Annotated in this window: 20 protein-coding genes and 1 pseudogene; 13 read left to right on the top strand and 8 right to left on the bottom strand. The window is 72.4% G+C overall.

What is annotated here, in order from left to right:
* Positions 1-91: 91 nt before the first annotated feature.
* Positions 92-376, top strand: a complete 285-nt coding sequence (locus BM076_RS27560) for a hypothetical protein (RefSeq protein WP_093716426.1) — start codon at positions 92-94, stop codon at positions 374-376.
* Positions 377-469: 93 nt separating this feature from the next.
* Entirely contained in the window at positions 470-1,645 is a 1,176-nt protein-coding gene (locus BM076_RS27555; protein WP_093716425.1) for a baeRF2 domain-containing protein, read from the top strand.
* Between the two features lie 79 nt (positions 1,646-1,724).
* Here BM076_RS27555 and BM076_RS27550 read toward each other — a convergent pair whose 3' ends face one another.
* The 3 genes and pseudogenes from BM076_RS27550 to BM076_RS27540 form a co-directional block, all read right to left on the bottom strand.
* Complete coding sequence (locus BM076_RS27550) at positions 1,725-2,531, bottom strand: SigB/SigF/SigG family RNA polymerase sigma factor (protein ID WP_093716493.1); 807 nt, start codon at positions 2,529-2,531, stop codon at positions 1,725-1,727.
* Between the two features lie 203 nt (positions 2,532-2,734).
* Positions 2,735-3,262, bottom strand: a pseudogene (locus tag BM076_RS27545) (cysteine hydrolase family protein).
* 47 nt (positions 3,263-3,309) lie between these two features.
* A complete protein-coding gene (locus BM076_RS27540; protein ID WP_093716492.1) occupies positions 3,310-4,776 on the bottom strand; it encodes an aminotransferase class I/II-fold pyridoxal phosphate-dependent enzyme in 1,467 nt (488 codons plus the stop codon).
* Positions 4,777-5,011: 235 nt separating this feature from the next.
* Between BM076_RS27540 and BM076_RS27535 the strand changes: the two genes are divergently transcribed.
* From BM076_RS27535 to BM076_RS27525, 3 genes are all read left to right on the top strand, one after another.
* Positions 5,012-5,461, top strand: coding sequence for an SRPBCC family protein (locus BM076_RS27535; protein ID WP_093716424.1), 450 nt, complete (start codon positions 5,012-5,014; stop codon positions 5,459-5,461).
* 195 nt (positions 5,462-5,656) lie between these two features.
* Positions 5,657-6,580, top strand: a complete 924-nt coding sequence (locus BM076_RS27530; RefSeq protein ID WP_093716423.1) for an NADP-dependent oxidoreductase — start codon at positions 5,657-5,659, stop codon at positions 6,578-6,580.
* Between the two features lie 106 nt (positions 6,581-6,686).
* Complete coding sequence (locus tag BM076_RS27525) at positions 6,687-7,616, top strand: AraC family transcriptional regulator (RefSeq protein WP_093716422.1); 930 nt, start codon at positions 6,687-6,689, stop codon at positions 7,614-7,616.
* A 114-nt stretch (positions 7,617-7,730) separates the two neighbouring features.
* Here the strand turns inward: BM076_RS27525 and BM076_RS27520 are convergent, their stop codons facing one another.
* The 5 genes from BM076_RS27520 to ligD all read right to left on the bottom strand — a co-directional run bounded on the left by BM076_RS27520 (position 7,731) and on the right by ligD (position 16,303).
* On the bottom strand, positions 7,731-8,774 hold the full coding sequence (locus BM076_RS27520; RefSeq protein WP_093716421.1) for an SDR family oxidoreductase: 1,044 nt from the start codon (positions 8,772-8,774) through the stop codon (positions 7,731-7,733).
* An 85-nt stretch (positions 8,775-8,859) separates the two neighbouring features.
* On the bottom strand, positions 8,860-9,948 hold the full coding sequence (locus BM076_RS27515; RefSeq protein ID WP_245796436.1) for an enolase C-terminal domain-like protein: 1,089 nt from the start codon (positions 9,946-9,948) through the stop codon (positions 8,860-8,862).
* A 68-nt stretch (positions 9,949-10,016) separates the two neighbouring features.
* Positions 10,017-11,834: a thiamine pyrophosphate-requiring protein gene (locus BM076_RS27510; RefSeq protein ID WP_177246647.1), complete on the bottom strand. Its 1,818-nt coding sequence runs from the start codon at positions 11,832-11,834 to the stop codon at positions 10,017-10,019.
* A 76-nt stretch (positions 11,835-11,910) separates the two neighbouring features.
* Positions 11,911-15,015, bottom strand: coding sequence for an FAD-binding and (Fe-S)-binding domain-containing protein (locus BM076_RS27505; RefSeq protein WP_093716419.1), 3,105 nt, complete (start codon positions 15,013-15,015; stop codon positions 11,911-11,913).
* 271 nt (positions 15,016-15,286) lie between these two features.
* A complete protein-coding gene (gene ligD / locus BM076_RS27500; protein ID WP_093716418.1) occupies positions 15,287-16,303 on the bottom strand; it encodes a non-homologous end-joining DNA ligase in 1,017 nt (338 codons plus the stop codon).
* Between the two features lie 198 nt (positions 16,304-16,501).
* On the opposite strand from ligD, the gene BM076_RS27495 reads away from it, so the two are divergent.
* The 8 genes from BM076_RS27495 to BM076_RS27465 all read left to right on the top strand — a co-directional run bounded on the left by BM076_RS27495 (position 16,502) and on the right by BM076_RS27465 (position 22,671).
* On the top strand, positions 16,502-16,711 hold the full coding sequence (locus BM076_RS27495; RefSeq protein ID WP_093716417.1) for a hypothetical protein: 210 nt from the start codon (positions 16,502-16,504) through the stop codon (positions 16,709-16,711).
* Positions 16,712-16,813: 102 nt separating this feature from the next.
* Positions 16,814-17,383, top strand: a complete 570-nt coding sequence (locus tag BM076_RS27490; protein WP_093716416.1) for a hemerythrin domain-containing protein — start codon at positions 16,814-16,816, stop codon at positions 17,381-17,383.
* A gap of 74 nt (positions 17,384-17,457) precedes the next feature.
* Positions 17,458-17,583, top strand: coding sequence for a hypothetical protein (locus BM076_RS38065; protein WP_265737115.1), 126 nt, complete (start codon positions 17,458-17,460; stop codon positions 17,581-17,583).
* Positions 17,571-17,882: a hypothetical protein gene (locus BM076_RS27485; protein WP_093716415.1), complete on the top strand. Its 312-nt coding sequence runs from the start codon at positions 17,571-17,573 to the stop codon at positions 17,880-17,882. The genes BM076_RS38065 and BM076_RS27485 overlap by 13 nt, the downstream gene beginning before the upstream one ends.
* A gap of 210 nt (positions 17,883-18,092) precedes the next feature.
* Complete coding sequence (locus tag BM076_RS27480; RefSeq protein WP_093716414.1) at positions 18,093-19,244, top strand: acyl-CoA dehydrogenase family protein; 1,152 nt, start codon at positions 18,093-18,095, stop codon at positions 19,242-19,244.
* Positions 19,245-19,247: 3 nt separating this feature from the next.
* Positions 19,248-20,330: an acyl-CoA dehydrogenase family protein gene (locus BM076_RS27475; protein ID WP_093716413.1), complete on the top strand. Its 1,083-nt coding sequence runs from the start codon at positions 19,248-19,250 to the stop codon at positions 20,328-20,330.
* Positions 20,331-20,434: 104 nt separating this feature from the next.
* Positions 20,435-21,427, top strand: a complete 993-nt coding sequence (locus BM076_RS27470; RefSeq protein ID WP_177246646.1) for an MDR family NADP-dependent oxidoreductase — start codon at positions 20,435-20,437, stop codon at positions 21,425-21,427.
* The gene (locus tag BM076_RS27465; protein WP_093716411.1) at positions 21,424-22,671 is read left to right on the top strand and encodes a cytochrome P450; all 1,248 of its coding nucleotides are present in this window, start codon (positions 21,424-21,426) and stop codon (positions 22,669-22,671) included. The genes BM076_RS27470 and BM076_RS27465 overlap by 4 nt, the downstream gene beginning before the upstream one ends.
* Positions 22,672-22,769: the final 98 nt, after the last annotated feature.

The raw sequence follows: 22,769 nt of genomic DNA, 5'->3' as shown, positions 1-22,769 counted from the left end.
GTCCCACTTGGGACGTTTGCGCGCCTCCCGATCGGTTACCCGCCGGGCGACCACGCCGGGGACGGCGTGCGGTCCGGAAGGAGAGCGACCTGTGTCCACCACCAGCAAACGACACACCGGTACGGAACCGGTCCGCGCGCGGACCGCCGGACGGCTCCGGCTCCTGCTGTCCCTGCTCTTCGCCCCGGTCTTTCTCGTAGGCGCCGGGCTGCTCGCCTGGTGGGCGGCGGAATCCGGCTCCGGCGACGCGCCCGGGAGGACCGTACTGGCCGTACTGGCCGGCGTCTGCGCCCTGCTCTTCCTGGTGGCCGTGACGGACGCCGCCGTGCTGGGCCGCCGGGCCCGGCACCCCGCGCGGCGGACGACCGACCGCTGAGCTGCGCCACCCGACCCGCGCCGACCCGAACCCGCGACCGTACCGGCGCCCCCTGGACGCCATACCGCACGCCCCGATGGAGGACACCGACCGATGAACATGGATCCGCTGCGGCCCCTCACCACCCGGTCCGGCCCCTGGGCGAGCGCCTACGTCGCCGGCGGCCACACCGACGAGTCGGGAGCCAAGGAACGCGAACTCGAAGTGCGCGATGTCTGCCGCGCGCTCCGGCGGGACGGCGCGGACCCGGCGACCGTCGGCGCGGTCCGCGACGTCCTGGAGGCTGTCACGCCCGCCGAGAGTCCCTACGGCAGCGCGGTCTTCGCGGCCGCCGGGCAGGTCGTCCTGCTGCTCCACCTGGCCGTGCCGCCCCGCCGCCCGGGCGCCCACTGGTCGGCGCTGCCGCGGCTGGCTCCGCTGCTCGACGCCTACGCCGCCGATGTGCCGTGCCTGCTGGCCCGGATCGACCGAACCGGCGCCGATCTCGAACTGCGGGACTTCGTGTCCCGGCACGTGGGCCGGGTGCGCGGACAGCGGTGGCCGGTGCACCGTACGGGCCGTAACGACTGGTCCGAACGCCACTTCCAGCTCAAGGTCGAGAACACCTGGGAGCACAACGCGGGACAGATCGCCGAAGCCCTGACCACCGCGGTGAAGGAGTGCGAACCGGCCGTCCTCGTACTGGCCGGAGACCCGCGCGAACGGGAGGCCGTGCTCGGACGGCTGCCCGCCGACGTCCGCGGCATCACCGCGTCGAGCGATCACGGCGGCCGGGCCGCGGGCGCCGACTCGGCGCCCCTCGAACGCGACATCGACGCGGCCCGTCAGGAGCACCTGCGCCGCCACAGGGAACAGGTGCTCGACCGCTTCCGCGCCGGACGTGTGACCTCCGACCGACCCACGGACGCCGTGGAGGGTGTACCGGCGGCAGTCGAAGCGGCACGCGAGCACCGCATCGCGACGCTCCTGCTGCGCCAGGACACACCGGCGCTGCACGAAGAGGTGTGGACCGGCGCCGAGCCGGACCGGATCGCGGTCCGTAAGTCCGCCGACGAGCCGACTGCAGCGCGCGCCGACGACGCCCTGCTGCGGGCCGCAGTGGCCACGTCCGCCGACGTGCTCCTGCTGCCCGCGGCAGAAAGCGGCGAGGGTGAGTCCACGGATGACGCGACGAGCGGCGCTGACGACATCCCTGTGGGCGGGCTGGGCGCCCTGCTCCGCTGGCCCGACGGCGACGCGGCCCCGGACAGGGAGGGCTCCGCGCCGTGATGCGACGCGCCGTGACCTGCCCGCCGGGGCCGGCTTCGGCACCTGCCGCGGCCGGTCCGGTCGGTCAGTTCTGGACGGCTCAGTTCTGGGCGGCGCGGGCGGGGCTCTCCGCCATGATCTGGGCGCGGATCCAGGAGCAGGACGTACTGATCAGCCGGGACACATGCATCTGGGAGATGCCGAGGTCGGACGCGATGCTGCTCTGCGTCCTGTCCTGGAAGAAGCGCATGTACAAGATCATCCGCTCACGCTCCGAAAGGCGCCTGATGAGGGGCTTCACCGCCTCGCGGTCGACTACCAGGTCGACTCCGGTGTCGACGTCGCCAAGGGTGTCGGCCATCGAGCCGAGCATCGTGTTGTCCTCGCCACCACCGCGCTGCCCCGCGTCGAGGGAGAGCGAGGAGAAACTCTCCAGAGCCGCCAGGCCGACCGCGGTCTCCTCCTCGGTCAGCAGCGCGCGCTCGGCGACGGCTGCGGCGGTCGGCGCGTGTCCGTCGGCGGCGTCGAGCGACAGATACGCCTCACGGACCCGGCTGCGCAGTTCCTGGACGCGGCGCGGGACGTGCACCGCCCACATGCAGTCGCGGAAGTGACGTTTGATCTCGCCTTCGATGGTGGGCACCGCGTAGCCCTCGAAGGGCGTGCCGCGCCCGGGGTCGTAGCCCTTGACGGCCTTGACGAGACCCACCGCGGCCACCTGCCGCAGGTCCTCCCAGGACTCGCCGCGGTTGCGGTAGCGGCCGGCCAGCCGGTCGGACATGGGCAGCCAGGCCGTCGCCAGGGACTGCCGCAGGTGTTCCTTGGGAGGTCCCTCGGGGAGGGCGGACAGGCGGCGGAAGTCCGCCGCGGTGTCGGGGGCGTCGTCGTGCGAATGCTTCTGCTTCATGCGCGGGGTCATGACCATCACCGACTTGTCTCGGTGGGGGAAGGAGGTCCCGGAAGACGACCGGTTCGGAAAATCAGGTCGGACGACCGGTCAGCGGCATACGTCCGGAGCGGTCGTCACTCCCGGGGACGTGCCTCCAGTCCGAAGCACGAAGGTCGCATGCCCGTATCCGCACCCCGCAAACAAGTCTTCGCCGCAGTGGCTCAGCGACCGCCCCCGGTGCCGGAAAACCGCAGGTCGGAGGCGCTGACCAGCCGGGCGCCCATATTGCGCTCCATCATCCGCAGCGCGGCGTCGGCCAGCTCCGGATGGATGTGGGCGACCGCGTCGCGGACCACCGTGACGTCGAAATGGCGGATGTGCGCGTCGAGCGCGGAGTACAGCACGCACTGCTCGGTGGCCTGCCCGCACAGGGCGACGTGCCCGATGCCGTTCTCCTGGAGCAGATACTCCAGCGGGGTCTGGTAGAAGATCGAATGCCGGGCCTTCACCACGAACAGCGAGTCGTCGTCGGGCAGCACCGGTTCGACCAGATCGGCACGCCGGCCGGCCAGCGCCGCCGTGATCAGCTCGTCGCGGTGCGAGCGCTAGCGGCCGAAGTTGTCGTTGACATAGATCACGTCGATGCCGCTCTCCCGGGCCCGGCCGATCGCGGTGCGGACCGCCGGCAGCACCTCGCGCACAGACGGCACCAACCGGTCGGCGTCCGGGTGGTCATAGGTGTTGATCATGTCGATGACCACAAGGGCGGACTTTCGCGTGCCGGTCACCGTGCGTGTCAGCCCTCGACGGCGACGCGGACGGTCGCGAGGGTGCCGTCGGCCGCGTCGGGGACGACCATGCCGGCGGCCACGCCGGAGCGCAGATAGGCGACGGCCTCCGGGCTGAGGCGCTCGCCGGGGAGCGCCGCGGGGATCCCCGGTGGATAGGGCGTGAGCATCTCCGCGGCGATCCGGCCCGCGGCCCGCTCGCTCGGCACCGTCTCGATCGGGCCGAAGAAGGCGTCGCGCGGCAACAGCACCTGCTCCAGGCGGAGTTCGGCGGGGGAGGGGATCTCGATCGCCGGAGCGGGCTCGAAACGGTCGGCGTGCCGGGCGAGATCGCGCAGCGCGTCCAGGAGACGGGCGGTGGTCTCCTCGTCGTCGGCGTACGTCAGTTGCGCGCTGACCCGGCGGTGGTCGCACACATGGAGATTGACCCGGTGCCGGTCGCGCAGCCAGTCCGCCGCCTGATAGCCCGTCAGCCCGAGGCCGGTCAGGTCGACGAAGACCTGCAAGGGGTCCATGCCGTACGCACGGCCCGGCCCGCAGAAGTCGTCGCGGCCGTGGACGTGCAGACCGTCGATCTCCTCGATCGCCTCCCGGACCCGCCCGGCGAGCGCGAGAGCGCCGTCGAGCAGCCGCGTGCCCTGCTCGACCATCTGCCGCCGCCAGCCGTCGAGCCCCGCGTAGAGCAGGACCGAAGGACTCGTCGTCCCCAGCAGATCGGCCCGCGCCGCCAGCGTCTGCGGGCTGATCCGCTCACCCTGCAAGTGGAAGACCGAGCCCTGCTCGAAGCCGGAACCCATCTTGTGCACCGATGTGACGCACAGGTCCGCCCCCGCGTCCATCGCCCACTGCGGCAGGCCGTCGTGGAACGGCAGATGCGCGCCCCACGCCTCGTCCACGATGACCGGCAGATCACGCGCGTGCCCGATCCGTACGATCGCGCCGAGATCGGCCGTCGTGCCGTACGGGGTCGGGCTGGTCACCAGCGCACCGCGCGCGTCGGGGTGCGCGTCGAAGGCCGCCTCGTAGCTCCGCGGGGCCGGCGGGTGGGCCAGATGGCGGTCGGGGTCCCACTGCGGTTCCACCCAGACCGGCCTGATCCCGGCGAGGATCAGCCCGGAGACCACGGCCTTGTGCGCGTCCCGGCTGACCAGCAGCTCTTCGTGCGGGCCCGCCACCGCCAGCATCGCCGCCTTGACCGACAGCGAACTGCCGCAGGTGGAGAAGAAGGTGTGATCGGCGTGGACGGCGTCGGCCATCAGCGCCTCGGCCTCCGCCAGGACCCCATGGGACGACGTACGGTCGTCGAGCCCCGCCGTCGCCAGCACATCGGAGCGGAAGACGCTCTCGCCCAGCACCGTGGTGACCCGCGGATCCGCTCCCCGCCCCTGCTTGTGGCCCGGCGGGGTGAACGGCAGCTGTTCCTCGGCCCGGTACGCGGCCAACGCCTCCAGCACGGGTGCCTTCGAGTGGTCCATGCCCGGCTGCCTGCCCCGGCGGTGCACCAGGAAACCCTTCCTTGGGCCGACCGGGTCACCACACGGCCACCACGCCGCCACCACGCGGTCACTACGCGCCGGACGAAAACCGCTGGGCAGCGCTGCGGGTGCCCTCCGGGAGGCGGCGGAAATCAGGCGTGTCGGTGTGCGGCAGTGGGGCACCCGAGTCCGGGTACGGCACGACGAACGGATCGACAACACAAGGAGTTGGACCATGTCCGCAGTCGAGGAATCCGTCGAGGTCGACGTCCCCGTGACCACCGCGTACAACCAGTGGACCCAGTTCGAGGAATTCCCGCAGTTCATGGATGGCGTGGAACGCATCGAGCAGCGTGGTCCGACGCTCACGCACTGGGTGACCAAGGTCGGCGGCGCCACGCGGGAGTTCGACGCGGCGATCACCGAGCAGATCCCGGACGAGCGGATCGCCTGGACCACCGTCGAGGGCGAGGCCCGGCAGGCCGGAGTGGTGACCTTCCACCGGCTCGACGACGGGCACACCAAGGTCATGCTGCAACTGGAGCACGACCCGCAGGGCGTCGCGGACACCGTGGGCGACAAGCTCGGCTTCGTCCGCCGCCAGGCCAAGGGCGACCTCAAGCGGTTCAAGACCTACATCGAGTCCCGCGGCGCCGAGAGCGGCGCCTGGCGCGGCAACGTCTGAGCCCCCCGCCCGATCGCCTCGTCCGCGTCACGCCGAGGCGTGCCACCGGTCAGGTTCTCCCTGACCGGAAAGCTCGCCTGGCGAGACGGTGGGACATAAAAGCGCGACGGTGAGCCATTCAGCGGCTCATTCGATCTCCCTACGGTTGAGCACAGCCAAGCAGCACACCGCACAACCGACCACAGGGAGATCCTGATGCGCGCTGTCATCCAGAAGACCTTCGGCGGCCCCGAAGTCCTCGAAGTCGCCGAGGTCGACCGCCCCCGGCCGCTGGCCGGCGAAGTCCTCGTCCGTGTGCACGCGAGTGCCGTGAACCCGGTGGACATCGCCGTACGGTCGGGGGCCTTCCCGCTGCTCGGCGAGCCGCCCTTCGGTGTCGGCTGGGACATCTCGGGCGTCGTCGAGGAAGCGGGGCCCGGCGCCCGGTTCGCGGCCGGGGACGAGGTGTACGGGATGCCGTTCTTTCCCAGGGCCGCGACCGCCTACGCCGAGTACGTCGCCGTCCCGTCGCGGCAGGTCGCCCGCAAGCCCGCTACCCTCGATCATGTGCAGGCCGCCGCGCTGCCGCTGGCCGCGCTCACCGCGTGGCAGGGCCTGGTGGACGCGGCGCGGATCACGGAGGGCGACCGGGTGCTGATCCAGCGCGCCGCGGGCGGTGTCGGCCACCTCGCCGTACAGATCGCCAAGGAGCGCGGCGCGCACGTCATCGCGATCGCGAGCGCGCCCCGGCACGACTTCGTCCGCTCCCTCGGCGCCGACGAGGTGATCGACTACCGGACCACCGACTTCACCGAGGCCGTACGCGACGCGGACGTCGTCTTCGACTCCACCGCGCAGGGCGAGCGGTCGCTGACCGTGCTGCGGCCCGGGGGACTGCTGGTGAGCATCCTGGAGCACGGCGACGCGGCGCTCGCGGCCACGGTCGCGGCCGCCGGCCGGCGCTTCGCGGGGGTCTCCGTCGAACCGGACCACGCGAGCCTGGAGGCGATCGCGGCCCTCGTGGACGCCGGGCGGATCCGCCCGTACGTCGAGGAGACCTTCCCGCTGGCCGAGGCGGGCAAGGCCCACGAGCTGGTCGCGTCGGGACACGTCCAGGGCAAGGTTGTCCTCACGGTGTGACCCGATCGCGACCGGATGTCCGAGCCCTCTGGTACATCTGATGGCGAGGGACGCGGCAGCCCGGGCCGGAAGGTGTGCCCGGGCAGAAGGAGAGGGGGAAGCGGCGATGGACATCCTCACCGAAGCGCTGGCCTCCATGCGCACCGGCAAACCGTCGTCCGTCCGCACCGACGGCCGGGCCCCGTGGGGCCTGCGGCTGCCGCCGGTCGCGGGCGCGGGATTCCACGTGGTGCTGCACGGCACCTGCTGGCTGGTCCCGCTCGACGGCGCCACCGCGCCCGTCCCGCTCGCCCCGGGCGACGTGATCTTCGTACGGGACGGGTCCGGGCACATCCTGGCCGACCATCCCTCGACGCCGCCCACCGAGCCCCAGGCCGTGCGGATGTGCGAGGGGTCGCCGATCGGGTCGGTCCAGCTGGGCGGCGACGGCCCGCCGGCCAGCCTGCTGTGCGGCAACTACCACCTGGACCAGGCCCGGCCGCACCCGCTGGTCAGCCGGCTGCCGGAGATCATCCATCTGCCCACCGGGCACGGCCGTCATCCCGAACTCAGCGCCGCGGTCCAACTGCTCCGCGCCGAGCTGGACGATCCGCGGATCGGCTCCGACGGCATCGTGCCCACGCTGATCGACTCGCTCCTGCTGTACATCCTGCGCGCCTGGCTGGACGAGCAGCCCGCCGACACCGCGCAGGGCTGGGCCGCGGCGCTGCGCGACTCGGCGGTCGGGCCCGCCCTGGCCGCGATCCACCGCTCGCCGGCCGCGCAATGGACGGTGGAATCGCTCGCCGCCGAATCCGGGCTGTCCCGCGCCGCCTTCGCCCGCCGCTTCAACGCGCTGGTCGGGGAGCCGCCGATGACGTATCTCACCCGGTGGCGGATGACCGCGGCCGCCCAACTGCTGCGGGAGTCCGACATACCGCTGACGACGGTCGCCACCCGGACCGGATACGGCTCGGAATTCGCCTTCGCCAAAGCCTTCAAACGCGAATTCGGCCAGGCACCGGGCGGCTACCGCCGCCAGGCGCGGGCGGCCTGAGCGGCGCCCGGGCAGGATCGGCACCGGGGCCGGGCCGTGGACCGGCACCCGGGTCGAGATCCCGGTCGGCCCCCGGATCACAACCCGGACCGGGATCCTGAGCGGACACGGCCCTCACCGTCGTCCGGCCCGGCTCGCGCCCCAGGCGACGGCCGCTCCGGCGAGCAGCGCGCCCGCGGGCCACGCCAGCCGGGCGTGTTTTGCGAGCGCGGCCTGCGGCGCGTGCGCGTGGGCCTTGGCGTCGAAGACGCCGTGCGCGCCGAAGTCGTGGCCGCCGCCCGCATCACCGCGCTCGCCGCCGTTGCCGTCCGCACCGTCCAGCGGCCGCCAGAGATTGCCCGGCCGGCCCGGTGGCACGCGCTCGCCGCTCTGCTGCGAGTCGTAACCCGTACGGGCCAGATAGCGGTCGAGCAGTCCCGCCGCGACCCGGTTGGCGAGAATCGTGGCGACGGTGGAGCCGCCCACGTAGAACTGCTTGCGGCCCGGATGGTCGGCGGCGTACCGCACGGCGCGGGCGGCCACCTCCGGCTGGTAGATGGGGGGCACCGGCTGCGGATGACGCGGCAGCCGGGACAGCACCCAGGAAAACTGCGGGGTGTTGACCGCGGGCATCTGCACCATCGTGATCCGCACCCCGCTGCCCTGGTGCATCAGCTCGGTCCGCACCGAGGACGTGAAGCCGTTGACGGCGTGCTTGGCCCCGCAATAGGCGGACTGCAACGGGATGGAGCGCTCACCGAGCGCCGAACCCACCTGCACGATGGTGCCGCGGTCGCGCGGCATCATCCGCGACAGCGCCTCCCGTGTGCCGTTCACGTACCCCAGATACGTCACCTCCGTGACGCGCCGGAATTCGGCCGGACCGATCTCGGTGAAGGGCGCGAAGACGGACGTGAACGCCACATTGATCCAGACGTCGATGGGGCCGAACCGCTCCTCGACGGACTCGGCCGCCACCCGTACCTCCTCGTGGTCGGCCACGTCCGCAGGAACGACCAGCGCCTGGCCGCCCCGCTCGCGCACCTCACGGGCCGCCGCTTCGAGCCCGGCGCGGCCGCGCGCCACCAGGCCGATCCGGTCGCCCCGGGCGGCGAACTCCCGGACGACGGCCCGTCCGATCCCGCCGCTCGCTCCAGTGATGACGACTGTCGAAGGCATGCTCCGGTCTTCCTCTCCAGGGTTCTGACCTCCCGACGCCCGGACCGCCGCGGCGCCGCCGCGCCCGCCCCGGCCACCGGACCGCTCATCGCTCTCTGTACCGCTCCGCGTCGGACCGCAGCGCCATGCCGTGGCCCGGTGACCCGTCGGCGCCGGGCCGTACGCTGCCGCCGGCCGGGTCGAGCGCGCCGGTGAACAGCGCCGTCTCGATCCGTACATGGTCGTGGAACCACTCCAGATGCCGCAGGTTGGGCACCGCCGCGGCCACATGGGCGTGCAGATGGGGCGCGCAGTGCCCGGAGATCTCCAGACCGCGCGCCTCGGCGAGGGCCGCCACCCGCTGCCACACGGTGATGCCGCCGCAGCGGGTGACATCGGCCTGGAGGCAGTCCACCGCGCCCGCGGCGAGCATGTGGTGGAAGTACGGCAGCGTGTAGCCGTACTCGCCCGCGGTGACGTCGGCGCTCACCGCCGCCCTGACCTCGGCCAGTCCCGCCGGATCGTCGGAGGAGACCGGTTCCTCGAACCAGAGGACGCCCTCCGCGTCCAGATGCCGGGCGAGGCGTACCGCCTGCTTGCGCGTGTAGCCGCCGTTGGCGTCCACGTACAACTCCACGGCGTCGCCGACGCTCCGCCGGGCGCGGCTGACCCGGTCGCGGTCGCGCTCCTCCCGCGCACCCCATGACTCGCCGATCTTGATCTTCACCCGGGGGATGCCCGACTCCTCGGTCCAGGCGCGCAGTTGGCGGTCCTGCCGCCCGTCGTCGTACGTGGTGAAGCCGCCGCTGCCGTAGACCGGAACCTCGGTGCGGGCCGCGCCGAGCAGGCCGACCAGGGGCAGACCGAGCAGCCGGGCCTTGAGGTCCCACAGCGCGATGTCCACCGCGGAGACCGCGTGGGCGATCACACCGGGCCGGGCGGCATTGCGTACCGCCCGGCTCATCTCGTCATTGGCGGCGGGCACGTCCCACGCCGGGCGGCCGGTGACGACGGCCGCCAGATGTGCGCGGACCGCCTCGGCGGCGGCGGGGGAGCCGTACGACCAGCCCAGGCCCGTCACGTCCGCCGCCGTCACCCGGACCGTCACCAGCGTGGTGGCGTCCCAGGCCAGCGTGCCGTCCGCCTCCGGCACCCCGGTCGGCACGGTGTAGACGGCCGTCTCGACCGACTCCACGGCCGGGGCGTCGGCAGACCGCACAGCGGTGCCGCGGGCACCGGCAGCCGGTTCCGCCGACGGTGTCATCAGCCGTCCGCCCCCGGCCGGTCCTCGCGGTGCCGCCGCCCCGGCAGCAGCTCCTGCACCTTCGCCTTCACGCCCTGCTTGACCACGGCGGCGCGGTCGCTGTCGCCGTGCAGGACGGACGAGGCCGCCGCCTCGATCTGGTCGAGCGTGGCGTGCGGCGGGATCGGCGGCACGGCCGGGTCGGTGCGGAAGTCGATCACGAACGGGCGGTCGGCGGCCAGCGCCTGCTGCCAGGCGCCCAGCACCTCGCCGGGCTTCTCCACCCGGACGCCCTCAAGGCCGACCGAGCGGGCGAAGTCGGCGTAGCGCACATCGGGGATCGACTGCGACGGCAGGAATTGCGGCGCGCCCTCCATGGCCCGCATTTCCCATGTCACCTGATTGAGGTCCTGGTTGTTGAGCACGGCGACGACCAGCCGCGGGTCGCTCCACTGCTGCCAGTACTTGGCCGCGGTGATCAGTTCGGCCATCCCGTTCATCTGCATGGCGCCGTCGCCGACCAGCGCGAGCGCGGGCCGGTCCGGGTGGGCGAACTTCGCGCCGATGGCGTACGGCACACCGGGCCCCATGGTGGCGAGGGTGCCGGACAGCGAGCCGCGCATGGCCCCGCGCATCCGCAGATGGCGGGCGTACCAGTTGGCGGAGGAACCGGAGTCGGCGGACAGCATCACATCCTGCGGCAGCAGCGCGTCCAGCGCGTGCACCACGTACTCCGGATTGACCGGGTCGGCGTCGACGGCGGCCCGCCGCTCCATCACCTCCCACCACCGGGCGGTGTTCTTCTCGACGGTCTCGCGCCACTTGCCGTGCTTCTTCTGCCGCACCTGCGGCAGCAGCCGCTTCAGCGTCTCGGCGGCGTCCCCGACCAGATTGACCTCGAAGGGGTAGCGCAGCCCGATCATGTGCGGGTCGTTGTCGATCTGCACCGCCCGCGCCTGGCCGAATTCCGGCAGGAACTGCGTGTACGGGAAGCTGGAGCCGACCACCAGCAGGGTGTCGCAGTCGCGCATCATCTCGTACGACGGCCTCGTCCCCAGCAGGCCGATCGAGCCGGTGACGTACGGGAGTTCGTCGGAGAGCACATCCTTGCCGAGCAGTGCCTTGGCGACGCCCGCGCCCAACGCGTCGGCGAGCTGCTCCACTTCGTGCCGGGCGCCGCGCGCGCCCTGGCCGACCAGGACGGCGACCTTCTCGCCGGCGTTGAGGATCTCGGCTGCCCGGTGGATGTCGTCGTCGCCGGGGACGGGGGCGTAGTCGGCCATGCCCAGGCTGGAGGGCACCATCTTGAAGGCGTGCGTCGGCGCGGAATAGTCCAGCTCCTGCACGTCGGCGGGGATGATGACGGCGGTCACGGTGTGCTTGGCGTACGCGGTGCGGATCGCGCGGTCCAGGACATTCGGCAACTGCTCGGGCACGGTGACCATTTCGCAGAAGTCGGCGGCCACATCCTTGTAGAGCGTCAGCAGATCGACCTCCTGCTGGTAACTGCCGCCCATGGCACTGCGGTTGGTCTGGCCGACGATCGCGACGACCGGTACGTGGTCGAGCTTGGCGTCGTAGAGGCCGTTGAGCAAATGGATCGCACCGGGCCCCGAGGTCGCCGCGCACACCCCGACCTTCCCGGAGAATTTGGCGTAGCCGACCGCTTCGAAGGCGGCCATCTCCTCATGCCGGGCCTGGACGAACTCCGGTTTGTTGTCGGCCCGTCCCCAGGCCGCGAGCAGCCCGTTGATCCCGTCGCCGGCATAGGCGAAGACATGCTCGACGCCCCATTCGCGCAGGCGCTGGAGTACATGGTCGGAGACTTTGATGGACACGGGGTTTCCTTTCCCTGAGTTCGGTGCGGGCCGTGAGGTCCGTACGGCGGTCGCTGCCGGGGGCCGGGGGGATGGGTCAGGGCCGTCGTCGGCGGATCAGCGCGTACGTGCCCGCGCCCGCGGCCGCGATGGCGCCGCCGGCCGCGGCCGTGACCAGGCGGCCCGCCGTACGGGTCGGGGCATCGGTGCGGGCGGCGGCCTTCTCTGGCCGGTCTGCGGGCGCCGGGCCGTTCAGGCCGAGGGCGAGCACCTCCGCCAGGTGGAGCGCCGCGCGGCCGGTGCCGCCCTGCTCGATCTGGGTGCGGCAGCTGAAGCCGTCGGCGATCACCAGGGCGTCGGGCGCGGCCTTGCGGACGGCGGGCAGCACGCCCGACTCGGCGATCTTCATGGACAGTTCGTGGTGCCCCGCCTCGAAGCCGAAATTGCCGGCGAGACCGCAGCAGCCCTCGTCCAGCACGTCCGCGTCGATGGCGGCGCGCCGCAGCACCTCGCGGTCGGCGTCGAATGTCGTCACCGCGTGCTGATGGCAGTGCGTCTGCACGGTCGCGGCCCGGCTCAGCGCGGGCGGCTGCCAGCCCTCGGGCGCCCGCTGGAGCAACAGCTCGGAGAAGGTGAGGAATTGGGCGGCGAGCCGTTTGATGTCCTCGTCGTCCGGCAGGAGTTCGGGCGCGTCGGCGCGGAAGACGGCGGTGCAGGAGGGTTCCAGGCCCACCACCGGCGTGCCCGCCTCGATCCACGGCCGCAGTACCTCGGTGGTGCGGCGCAGCACCCGCTCGGCGATCCCGAGCTGGCCGGTGGAGATCCAGGTCAGTCCGCAGCAGACCGCCTCGGTGGGCACCGCCACCCGGAAGCCGGCGTCCTCCAGCACCGCCACCGCGGAACGCGCCACCGCCGGGTGGAAGTACGTGCTGAAGGTGTCGGGCCACAGCACGACGGTCCGCGGATCGGCCGGATCCGGCGCCGGCCGGCCCGCGTCGTGCGACCGCCACCAGCTCACGAACGACTCCCGCGCGAACAGCGGCGCCTCCCGCTGCGTGGCGACGCCGGCCAGCCGCTTGCCGGCGCGGGCAAGACCCGGCGCCCGCAGCGCCGCGTTGACCATGGCGGGCGCGGCCTGCGCCAGCCGGGCCCACAGCGGCAGCCAGCCCAACGCGTAGTGCGCGGCGGGCCGCAGTCGCCTCTCGTAGTGGTGGGACAGGAATTCCGCTTTGTACGTGGCCATGTCGACGCCGGTCGGGCAGTCGGACTTGCAGCCCTTGCAGGCCAGGCACAGGTCGAGCGCGTCACGGACCTCGGTGGACCGCCAGCCGTCGGTGACCGGTGAGTCCTCGTGGCCGCCGATCATCTCGAACAGCAGCCGGGCCCGGCCGCGGGTGGAATGCTCCTCCTCGCCCGTGGCCCGGTAGGACGGGCACATCACGCCACCCTCGTGACCGCGGCAGTTGCCGATGCCGACGCAGCGCAGCACGGCCTGATTGAAGGAGTGACCGTCCTCCGGATAGCCGAAACGGGCATCGCTGTCGTCGCGCGGACGCCAGTGCGCGCCGAGCCGCAACTGCCCGTCGACCGGCTGCGGATGGACGACCTTGCCGGGGTTCATCCGGTCGTCGGGGTCGAACAGCGCCTTCAACTCCCCGAAGGCGCCCACCAGCCGGTCGCCGAACATCACCGGCAGCAGCTCGCCGCGCGCCTGGCCGTCGCCGTGCTCGCCGGACAGCGACCCTCCGTAGGAGGCGACGAGTTCGGCGGCCCGGTGCAGGAACGCGCGGAAGGCGGCGACACCGTCGGCGTCCCGCAGGCCGAAGGGGATACGGGTGTGCACACAGCCCTGCCCGAAGTGCCCGTACAGCGACGGGTGGTCGTAACCGAATTCCGCGAACAGGCCCTTCAGATCCCGGAGATAGTCGCCGAGCCGCTCCGGCGGGACCGCCGAGTCCTCCCAGCCCTCCCACGTCTCCCGGTCGTCGGGCGGCCGGGCCGTGACGCCGAGCCCGGCCTCCCGCGCCTTGAGCATCCGCCGCTCGCGCGCCGGGTCTTCCGACAGTGCCACCGTCGGGTCCTTCTCGTCCTTGCCGAGCGCGCGCAGCAGGTCGTGCGCCTGCCGGTCCACGTCCTGCGGGTCGTCACCGGCGAACTGCACCAGCAGCCAGCTGCTGCCCTCGGGGAAGGAGCGCAGCGACTCCAGATGGCTGCCCTCTTCGTGCATCAGCTGCGCCATCCGGTCGTCCAGCGCCTCCAGTTGACCGGGCGTGCTGTGCTCCAGCAGCCTCGGCACATCGTCGGCGGCGGCGCAGATGTCGTCGTAGCCGAGGACGAGGATCGCCTCGGCGGCAGGGACGGGTACCAGGTCCAGCTCGGCGTGCAGCACCGTCACCAGCGTGCCCTCGCTGCCGGTCAGCCCGCGGGCCACATGGAAGCCGTTCTCCGGCAGCAGATCGTCCAGGTTGTAGCCGGAGACCCGGCGCGGGATCTTCGGGTAGCCGCGGCGGATGTCGGCCAGATGGCGGTCGGCCAGGGCGCGCAGCCCGGCGTAGATCTCCGCGCGCCGTCCGCCGGCCGCGGCGATCTTGTCGTACTCCTCCGGCGAGGTGCGGCCGGTCCACATCCGGGTGCCGTCGTAGGTCAGCACCTCCAGGCGGCGCACATTGTCCGCGGTCTTGCCGTACGCCTGCGCCGAGGCGCCGCAGGAGTTGTTGCCGATCATCCCGCCGAGCGTGCAGTGCGTGTGCGTGGCCGGTTTCGGCCCGAACATCAGGCCGTGCGGCGCGAGCGCGCGGTTGAGCTCGTCCAGCACGATGCCCGGCTCCACGACACAGGTGCGGCGCTCGGCGTCCACCGAGACCAGGGCGCCGCAGTATTTGGTCCAGTCGATGACGACGGCCGTGTTGGTGCACTGGCCGCCCAGACTGGTGCCGCCGCCGCGCGACAGCACCGGCGCCCCGAAGCGCGCGCAGATCCGTACGGCCTCGGCCCCGGCGTCCACCGACCGCGGCACGACCACCCCGATCGGCACCTGCCGGTAGTTCGAGCCGTCCGTGACATAGGCGCCTCGGCTGCCCGCGTCGAAGCGCACTTCGCCGTCCACGCCGTCCCGGAGCGCCGCCTCCAGCACGGCGGCGTCCGGCGCCGACAGCCCTGCCGCGTCCCCTCGTCCGGTCGGGGATGCTTCCCTGCTGCTCATACGCGCCCTTCCCGGCGTGATCCGCCCGTCGCCTCGTGGCCGGCGTCATGGCAGGCGCCGATGGGACGGTCGCGGGTCGTGCCGTCTGCGGTCGAACGTCCGGTGCGGTGCGCCCGTCGTCGTGGAGCGGCGAGTGACCTTCGTGAAGCGCCTGCCCGGACCCCTGGGTCCCACGCGCCCGGATCGGCCGATCGGGCCGTGCGCGGTCCGGGTGCCCGGAACGGCCCAGGTCAATCACACCGGCCGGGCGCGGCGGCCGCGCCCGGCAAAATCACGGTCCCGCCGGGGTTTCGCGGACCACGTCGGAGGGCCGCTTGTCGTCCCGCAGGCCGAGGAAGCGGGGATGGCGCAGCATGCCGTCGCGCGTCCACTGCGAGAAGCCGACCTCCGCGACGAGTCTGGGCTCGGCCCAGTGCGGCGCGCGCTCACGGACGGTGTCCACGAAGGGCGAGCGGCCGGTTTCGAGACCGTCAAGACGCTCGCGCAGCTCCCGCAGGGTGCGGTCGTCGTAGCCGGTGCCGACCTTGCCCGCGTACCGCAGTCGCGTGCCCTCGTAGTAGCCGAGCAGCAGGGCGCCGAAACCGATCCGCGCCCCGGCCGGTTCGGTGAAGCCGCCGATCACGAATTCCTGGCCGAGGCCGCACTTGAGCTTCAGCCACGCGCCGGAGCGGCGCGGCTCGTACGGGCCCGACGCGCGTTTGGCGATCAGGCCCTCCCAGCCGCGGCCGCACGCCTGGTCCAGCAGCTCCTGGCCGCCCTCGTTGCGGTGCGGGGTGAAGCGCAGCGGCGCCCGGTAGATCAGCGCCCTGCGCAGCAGCGATTTGCGCGACCGCAGCGGGATCGCGGTGACATCGGCGCCGTCGAGCCGCAGCAGGTCGAAGACGTAGTACGTGACGGCCACCCCGGTGGCGCGGATCCGGCGCGCGTCGGTCAGACCCATGCGCTGCTGGAGCAGCGAGAAATCGGTACGGCCCCTGGCGTCGAAGGCGACCACCTCGCCGTCCACCGTGAAGTCGTCCGCCTCCTGCGCGGCGAGGGCGTCCGCGATCTCCGGATAGGCGGAGTCCAGCCGCCGTCCGGTCCTGGACAGCAACCGCACCTCGCCGGCCTCCCGTACGGCGAGCACCCGTACCCCGTCGAGCTTGCGCTCGAAGATCCAGTCCGTACCGAAGTCCCGCCGGTCGCTCAGCGTGGCCAGCATCGGCCGCGCCGCGAGCTCCGCGCCCGGCCGCGCGGCCCGTACCTTCCGCAGCTCGGCGACGGGCAGGGTTTCCAACAGGCTCTTCACCGTCCGCGCTCCTTGTCCGTTCGTCCGTCGCAAGTCCTCCTGTCCCCGGAGCGTGCCCGGTTTGCGGCACTGTGTGCGCCCTTCCCCAACGGCGGGCTCCGAATGGCGGCGCACCCGGCCTGTCCCGTTACGGGCGGACGGCGTGGGGAAGCCGCCGGGTGAGCGCTCGTGAAGAGGGCGTCACGGAAGGAGACCGCCATGGGCCGTGAACAGAAGGACGACACCGGGGACGGCACCCGCCGCGAGCACGGCGGCACCGCCGAGGAACTGGTCAGGGAACTCGGTGAGGAGCACCGCACGCGCGGCAGGGACGGCGAGGCGGGCGACGCGACCAGCCCCAACGTGGGCGCGCAGCGCGAGGCCGACGACGAGTCCGGCGGGGGAGCCGGTGAATCCGGCACCGATTGAGCGCCGCGTGTTTCCCGTGCCGTTCAGGGGTCACGCGGTCACGTGGAAGCTCCGCCGCGTGCGGCGGAGGACATCCACGGAGCACAAGGCAAGGAGTCTGTGATGAGCGCAGCCGATGAGAGGGCCGCGGCGGCGAAGCTGCCGGAAGGCGATGTCGTGGCGCTGCTGCTGGAACAGCATGCCCGGATCCGCGGGCTGTTCGCCCGGATCGCCCTCGGCGAGGGCGACGAGAAGGAGGCCGCCTTCGACCAACTGCGCGGCCTGCTGGCGGTGCACGAGGCCGCCGAGGAACTGATCCTGCGGCCGGTGGCCAAGAAGACCGCGGGCGAGGGCGAGGCGGAGGCCCGCAACGCCGAGGAGAAGGAGGCGAGCCGCGTCCTGAAGCAGCTGGAGTCCATGGACGTCGCGAGCCCCGAATTCGCGTCCGCCATCGCCGAGTTCGAGCAGGCGGTCAGCTCGCACGCCGAGCACGAGGAACGCGAGGAATTCCCGGCGATCGTCGCGCAGTGCACCGCCGACCAGCGGCATTCCATGGGCGAGCGGCTGCGCCGCGCCGAGCACCTGGCGCCGACCCACCCGCACCCGACCGCGACCGGTTCCCCCGCGGCCCTGGCCATGACCGGTCCCTTCGCCGCGATGATGGACAAGGCGCGCGACGCCATCGGCCGCTGAGGCCGCCGAGCCGGCCGCGCCGGGGCGGTCCGCCGGGCGCCGTTTGCTTCCCGGCACAGGGGTACTCGCCGGGCATGACCGACACCGTTACGCCGCCGCTGCCCCCAGCGGCCATCCGCCACCACGACCTGCCGTACCGGGCGCGGTCGTGGTGGCGCGTCATACCCGGCGCCGGGGGAGGCGCGCCGTGGACGCCCTGACCCGGCACACCGCCGGCGCGGACCTCGTCGAGATCCCGGACGTCATCGACTTCGAGGACCGCGAGCCCGCCCTCGCCCTGCTGCGCGCCGCCCTCGACCGGTGCCGGCAGCCCCTGCTGGTCGTCCGCCTGACCGATCCGGTCGTCACCGTGACCGCGCTGCACGTACTGTCCGACGCATACGACTACGCGCACGACCGCGGTATCGTCCTGCGGACCCGCCCCGACCCCGCCGCCGCGCACATCTTCCGGCTCGTGGGCCTGCCGCACCTCCTGGACCCGGTCCGTGCGACCGCGTGAGCGCTCCACTGCTTGAGCCCTTCACCGCGCAAGCCCTCTTCACGTAAGTCCCACTTCACGGAAGCCTCGCACCGCGTAAGCCCTTTTTCGCCCCGGCCGTCCTTGACACGGTCCGGGGCCCGTGCGACGGTGAGCCATATTACTTAGGGATGTTAAATGAAATTTTGAGGGTGTGGGTCCCGCACCCGAGGGCTGCCCCGAAGGAGTGGCATGAAGCTGAGGTTGTCGCCGCAGGACGCGGTCTTCCGGGCGGGTCTGCGGGAGTTCTTCACCACCCAGGTGCCGCAGGACATCCGGGAGACCGTGGCGGCGCGCGAGGAGCTGACCAAGGAGCAGATGGTCCGGTCGATGCGGACGCTTGACGCGGCCGGTATCGCCGTGCCCAACTGGCCGGTCGAGTGGGGCGGCAAGGACTGGACGCCCCTTCAGCGGCACATCTGGCACGAGGAGATGAGCGCGGCGTGCGTTCCGCCGCCGGTGACCTTCAACGCCTCGATGGTCGGCCCGGTCATCGCCGCGTTCGGCTCGCGCGAGCAGAAGGAACGCTTCCTGCCGGCCACCCGGAGGGTCGACATCTGGTGGTCGCAGGGCTTCTCCGAACCCGACGCCGGCTCTGACCTGGCCGCGCTGCGGACGTCGGCCGTCCGCGACGGGGACGACTACGTCGTCAACGGCCAGAAGATCTGGACCTCCTACGCGCAGTACGGCGACTGGATCTTCACGCTGGTGCGCACCGACCCGGACGCCCCCCGCCGGCAGGCGGGCATCTCCTTCCTGCTCGTCGACATGACCTCACCGGGCGTCACCGTCCGGCCGATCCGGCTCATCGACGGCGGTGATCTGGTCAACGAGGTCTTCTTCGAGGACGTCCGCGTCCCGGCCGGGAATCTCGTCGGCGAGGAGAACCGAGGGTGGGACTACGCCAAATTCCTCCTCGGCAACGAGCGGGTGGGCATCGCGGGCGTGGGCGGGACCAAGCGGCTGCTGGCGCAGGCCAAGACCTGGGCCGGGGAGCGGCTGCGCGAGGACCCGCTGCTCGCGGCGGAATTCGCCAGGCTGGAGAACGACCTGCTGGCGGTCGAGCTGACCTCGATCCGGGTCGCGGCCGACTCGGCGGACGGCAAGGCCCAGCCCGCCTCGTCCGTCCTGAAGCTGGCGGGGTCGGAACTGGAACAGGCGGTCACCGAACTCGTCCTCGGCCTGGCCGGTGAGCAGGGGCTCGGCTCCGACCCGGCGGCGGGCGCGCCCGCCTGGACGCGGACGGCCGCGCCGAACTACCTCCATCTGCGGGCCGCCAGCATTTACGGCGGCTCCAGCGAGGTGCAACGACAGATCATCGCCGGCACGATCCTGGGGCTCTGAGGGATGGATTTCGACTACAGCGACGAACAGCGGGCGCTGCGCGAAGCGGTGCGCGCCCTGCTCGGCAAGACCTACGCCACGATCGACGGGCGCCGCGCCGCCACCGCGAAGGACCCGGGATTCGACGAGGCCGTCTGGTCCCGGCTCGCCGAGATGGGGGTGCTCGGCCTGCCCTTCCCCGAGGAGGCAGGCGGCATGGGCGCCGGGCCCGTCGAGGTCGCCGTCGTGGCGGAGGAGTTGGGGCGCGTGCTGGCGCCCGAGCCCTTCGTGGAGGCCGTCGTGCTCTGCGGCGGGCTCCTGGCGCGGGCCGACGCCGACGTCTCGGCGATCGCCAACGGTACGGTCCTGCCCGCGTACGTGGGCGGCCCGGGGGTCACCGCACGGCGTGACGGCGACCTGTGGGTGCTGGACGGCGGCGCCTCGCCGGTGCTCAACGGCGCACGCGCGGACCTGCTCGTGGTGGTCGCCGACGTCGACGGGACACCGGCGCTGTTCACCACGGCCCAGGGGGAGCGGACGGCGTTCGCCACCTACGACGGCGGCCGCGCCGCCCGGGTGACCTTCGACGGGACGGCCGCCGGGCCGATCGGCGATCCGGCCGCCGACGCGAGCGGCACGATCGCGTACGCACGGGCGTGCGCCCAAGTGGCGTACGCGCACGAGGCGCTCGGCGCCATGGAACGCGCGCTGGAGATGACCCGCGACTATCTGCGTGACCGCCACCAGTTCGGGAAGCCCCTCAAGGCGTTCCAGAATCTCGCCTTCCGTGCCTCGGACATGTATGTGTGCCTGGAACTCGCGCGCAGCATGGCGCTCTGGGCGTCGCTGGTGCTCCAGGACGGCGACGAGGCCGAAGGCGTCGAGGCCGCCTCGCGCGCCAAGCTGCGGGCAGCCGAGTCCGGCCGGCGCATCGGCCAGGAGGCCATCCAACTGCACGGCGGCATCGGCCTGACCATGGAGTATGGGGTCGGCCACTACGCGATGCGCCTCACCACCATCGAGCACCTGCTGGGCAACCGGCGGCACCACCTCGCGGGCCTGGCGGCGGCCGTCAGCGACCATCGCGGCGTCGACCCGCTCCGGTAAGCCGGTAAGCCCCCCGCTCCCTCGCGGTGCGGACAATTTTCCGGCCGCGCACTCTCGCTTATTCCTTAACCATGCTAAATTACCGTGCAAGCGAAGGAGGTCGCATGGCGGCGTCGGTCACCGTAAGCGAAGTCCGGCTCACCCATGACGGCGCGGATCCCATCACCGCCGCCTCGTTCGAGGTGGCCGCGCGCGAACTGCCCGGACCGGCCGACGGCGAGATCACCGTCGGCGTCGGCTACGCCTCGCTCGACCCCTCGCAGCGGATCCGCATGAGGTCCGAGGGTGCCGGCTTCGTCCCGCCCGCGGGCGTCGTCGGCACCGTGACCGCGACCCGCAGCGACCGCTTCGCCGTGGGGGACACCGTGCTCGCCCCGGGCGCCTGGGCGAGCGCGGTCACCGTACCGGCGGCGGACGCGGAGCCGTACGACGTGCCGGACGGTGTACCGCTGCGGCACGCCGTCGGACTGCTCGGACTGACCGGTCTGACGGCCTACTTCGGCGTGACGCGGGTGCTGCGGCCCCGGCCGGGCGAGAAGGTCGTCGTGACCGGCGCCTTCGGCGGGGTGGGCCAGGCCGCCGCCCAACTCGTCGCCGCGAGCGGCGCCGAGGTGCTCGGTGTGGTGGGCGGCCCCGACAAGGTGGCCGGGCTGGCCCGGCTCGGTGTGCGCGCCGTGGACCACCGGTCGCCGCAATGGCGGGCGGAGGTCGACCGCTGGGCGCCCGACGGGGTGCACGCGGTCTTCGACAACGTCTGGGGCGAGGTGTCCGCGCGGCTCGTGGAACGGCTGCGGCCGCTCGGCCGGGTCGCGCTGTGCGGGCAGATGTCGGGCATCGCCGACGCGGTCGTCCCGCCGCTGCCGCTGGACAACTGGTTCCGGCTGGTGACCCGCTCGCTGACCGTCCAGGGCTTCCGCGCCGCCGACTTCGCCGCGGACAACGCGCAGGCGCGCAAGGCCCTCGCGGAGATGATCGCGGCGGGCACACTCGACCAGGAGATCCAGCAGGCCCCGGGGCTGGCCGCGGCCGGAGCGGCCTTCGCCGACCTGCTGCGCGGCCGTACCGTCGGCAAGCTCGTCGTGGAGGTGCGGGCATGAATTCGCTGCAGGACGACGTACGCGCGCTGCTGGCCGGCGACGGCGGCAGGCTCGCGGATCCGTACCCGACCTGGAACAGGCTCCGCGAGGAGATCCCGGTCTGGAAACAGGACGACATGGTGATCCTCAGCCGCCACGAGCGGGTGCAGGAACTGCTGGGGGACAACAACATCCTCTACAGCCGGCAGGGCACCAAGACCTCCGCGCGCTACGAACGCGCCAAGCGGGACTTCGGCCCGCACGGCAGCGCGGCCTTCGGGCGGGTCCTCGACCACGAATTCCACCAGCTGGTGCGGATGGACCCGCCGGACCACCCGCGGGTGCGGCGTACGGTGCAGCCGCCGTTCTCGGCGCGCAGCCTGGCCCGCGAGATGCAGGCGAAGGTCGACGAACGGGTCGCGCGCAATCTGGCCGCGCTCGCGAAGGGCGGCGGCGAGGCCGACTTCAAGAAATTCGCCTATTCGCTGCCGCTCCAGGTCCTCGGCGACCTGCTGGGCATCCCCATCGACGACCTCGACATGGTCCATTCCTGGGCGCAGAAGATCGCCGAGAACAAATTCAACGCCGACTCGGAGCGGGCGGCGATCGAGGCCGACGAGGCGTACCGGAAACTGATGGCCTACATCGACGTCCTCGTCGCGCGCCAGCGGGACACCGGGGCCGAGACCGGCCTGGTGGCGGCGCTGCTGGACTCCGAGCGCAAGGGTGTGGTCTCCCACGAGGAAGCCATGGCGATGATGGCGCTGATGATCTTCGCCGGCCATGAGACGACCAGCAATCTGCTGGCCATCGGACTGCTCGAACTGCTGCGGCACCCCGGCCAGTGGGACCTGCTCGTCGCCGAGCCCGAGCGCGTCCCGGCGGCGGTGGAGGAACTGCTCCGCTTCGTCACGCCGGCGCACTTCCTGCCGTACGTCGCCAAGGAGAGCCGGGAGATCGACGGGGTGCCGGTCGAGGCCGGTGACACCGTGATCGGTGTGCTGGCCGCCGCCAACCGCGACCCGGACGTCTTCGAGCGCGCCGACGAACTGGACATCGCGCGTACGGACAGCCGCGCGCACGTCTCCCTCGGCCTCGGACCGCACTTCTGTCTGGGCGCGGGGCTCGCCCGGATGGAGGCGACGGCGCTGTTCGGCACGCTCGCCCGCGAGTATCCGGGCGCGCGGCTGGCCGGGGCGGAGCTGCGGTGGGGCGGCCGGTCGCTGCGGACACCGCTCGCCATGCCGGTCAGGCTCACCGGCTGAGGGCGCCGCCGCAAGGCCGCTGACATGCGCCTTGACTGCGGCGGACGCCGATCCTATCGTCTTATTTCACATCGCTAAATGAATGATCGGGAGGTTCC

The sequence above is a fragment of the Actinacidiphila alni genome (genome assembly GCF_900112845.1).
GTDB classification, from domain to species: Bacteria; Actinomycetota; Actinomycetes; order Streptomycetales; family Streptomycetaceae; genus Actinacidiphila; species Actinacidiphila alni.
This window is presented reverse-complemented; position numbering and strand designations above follow the sequence as displayed.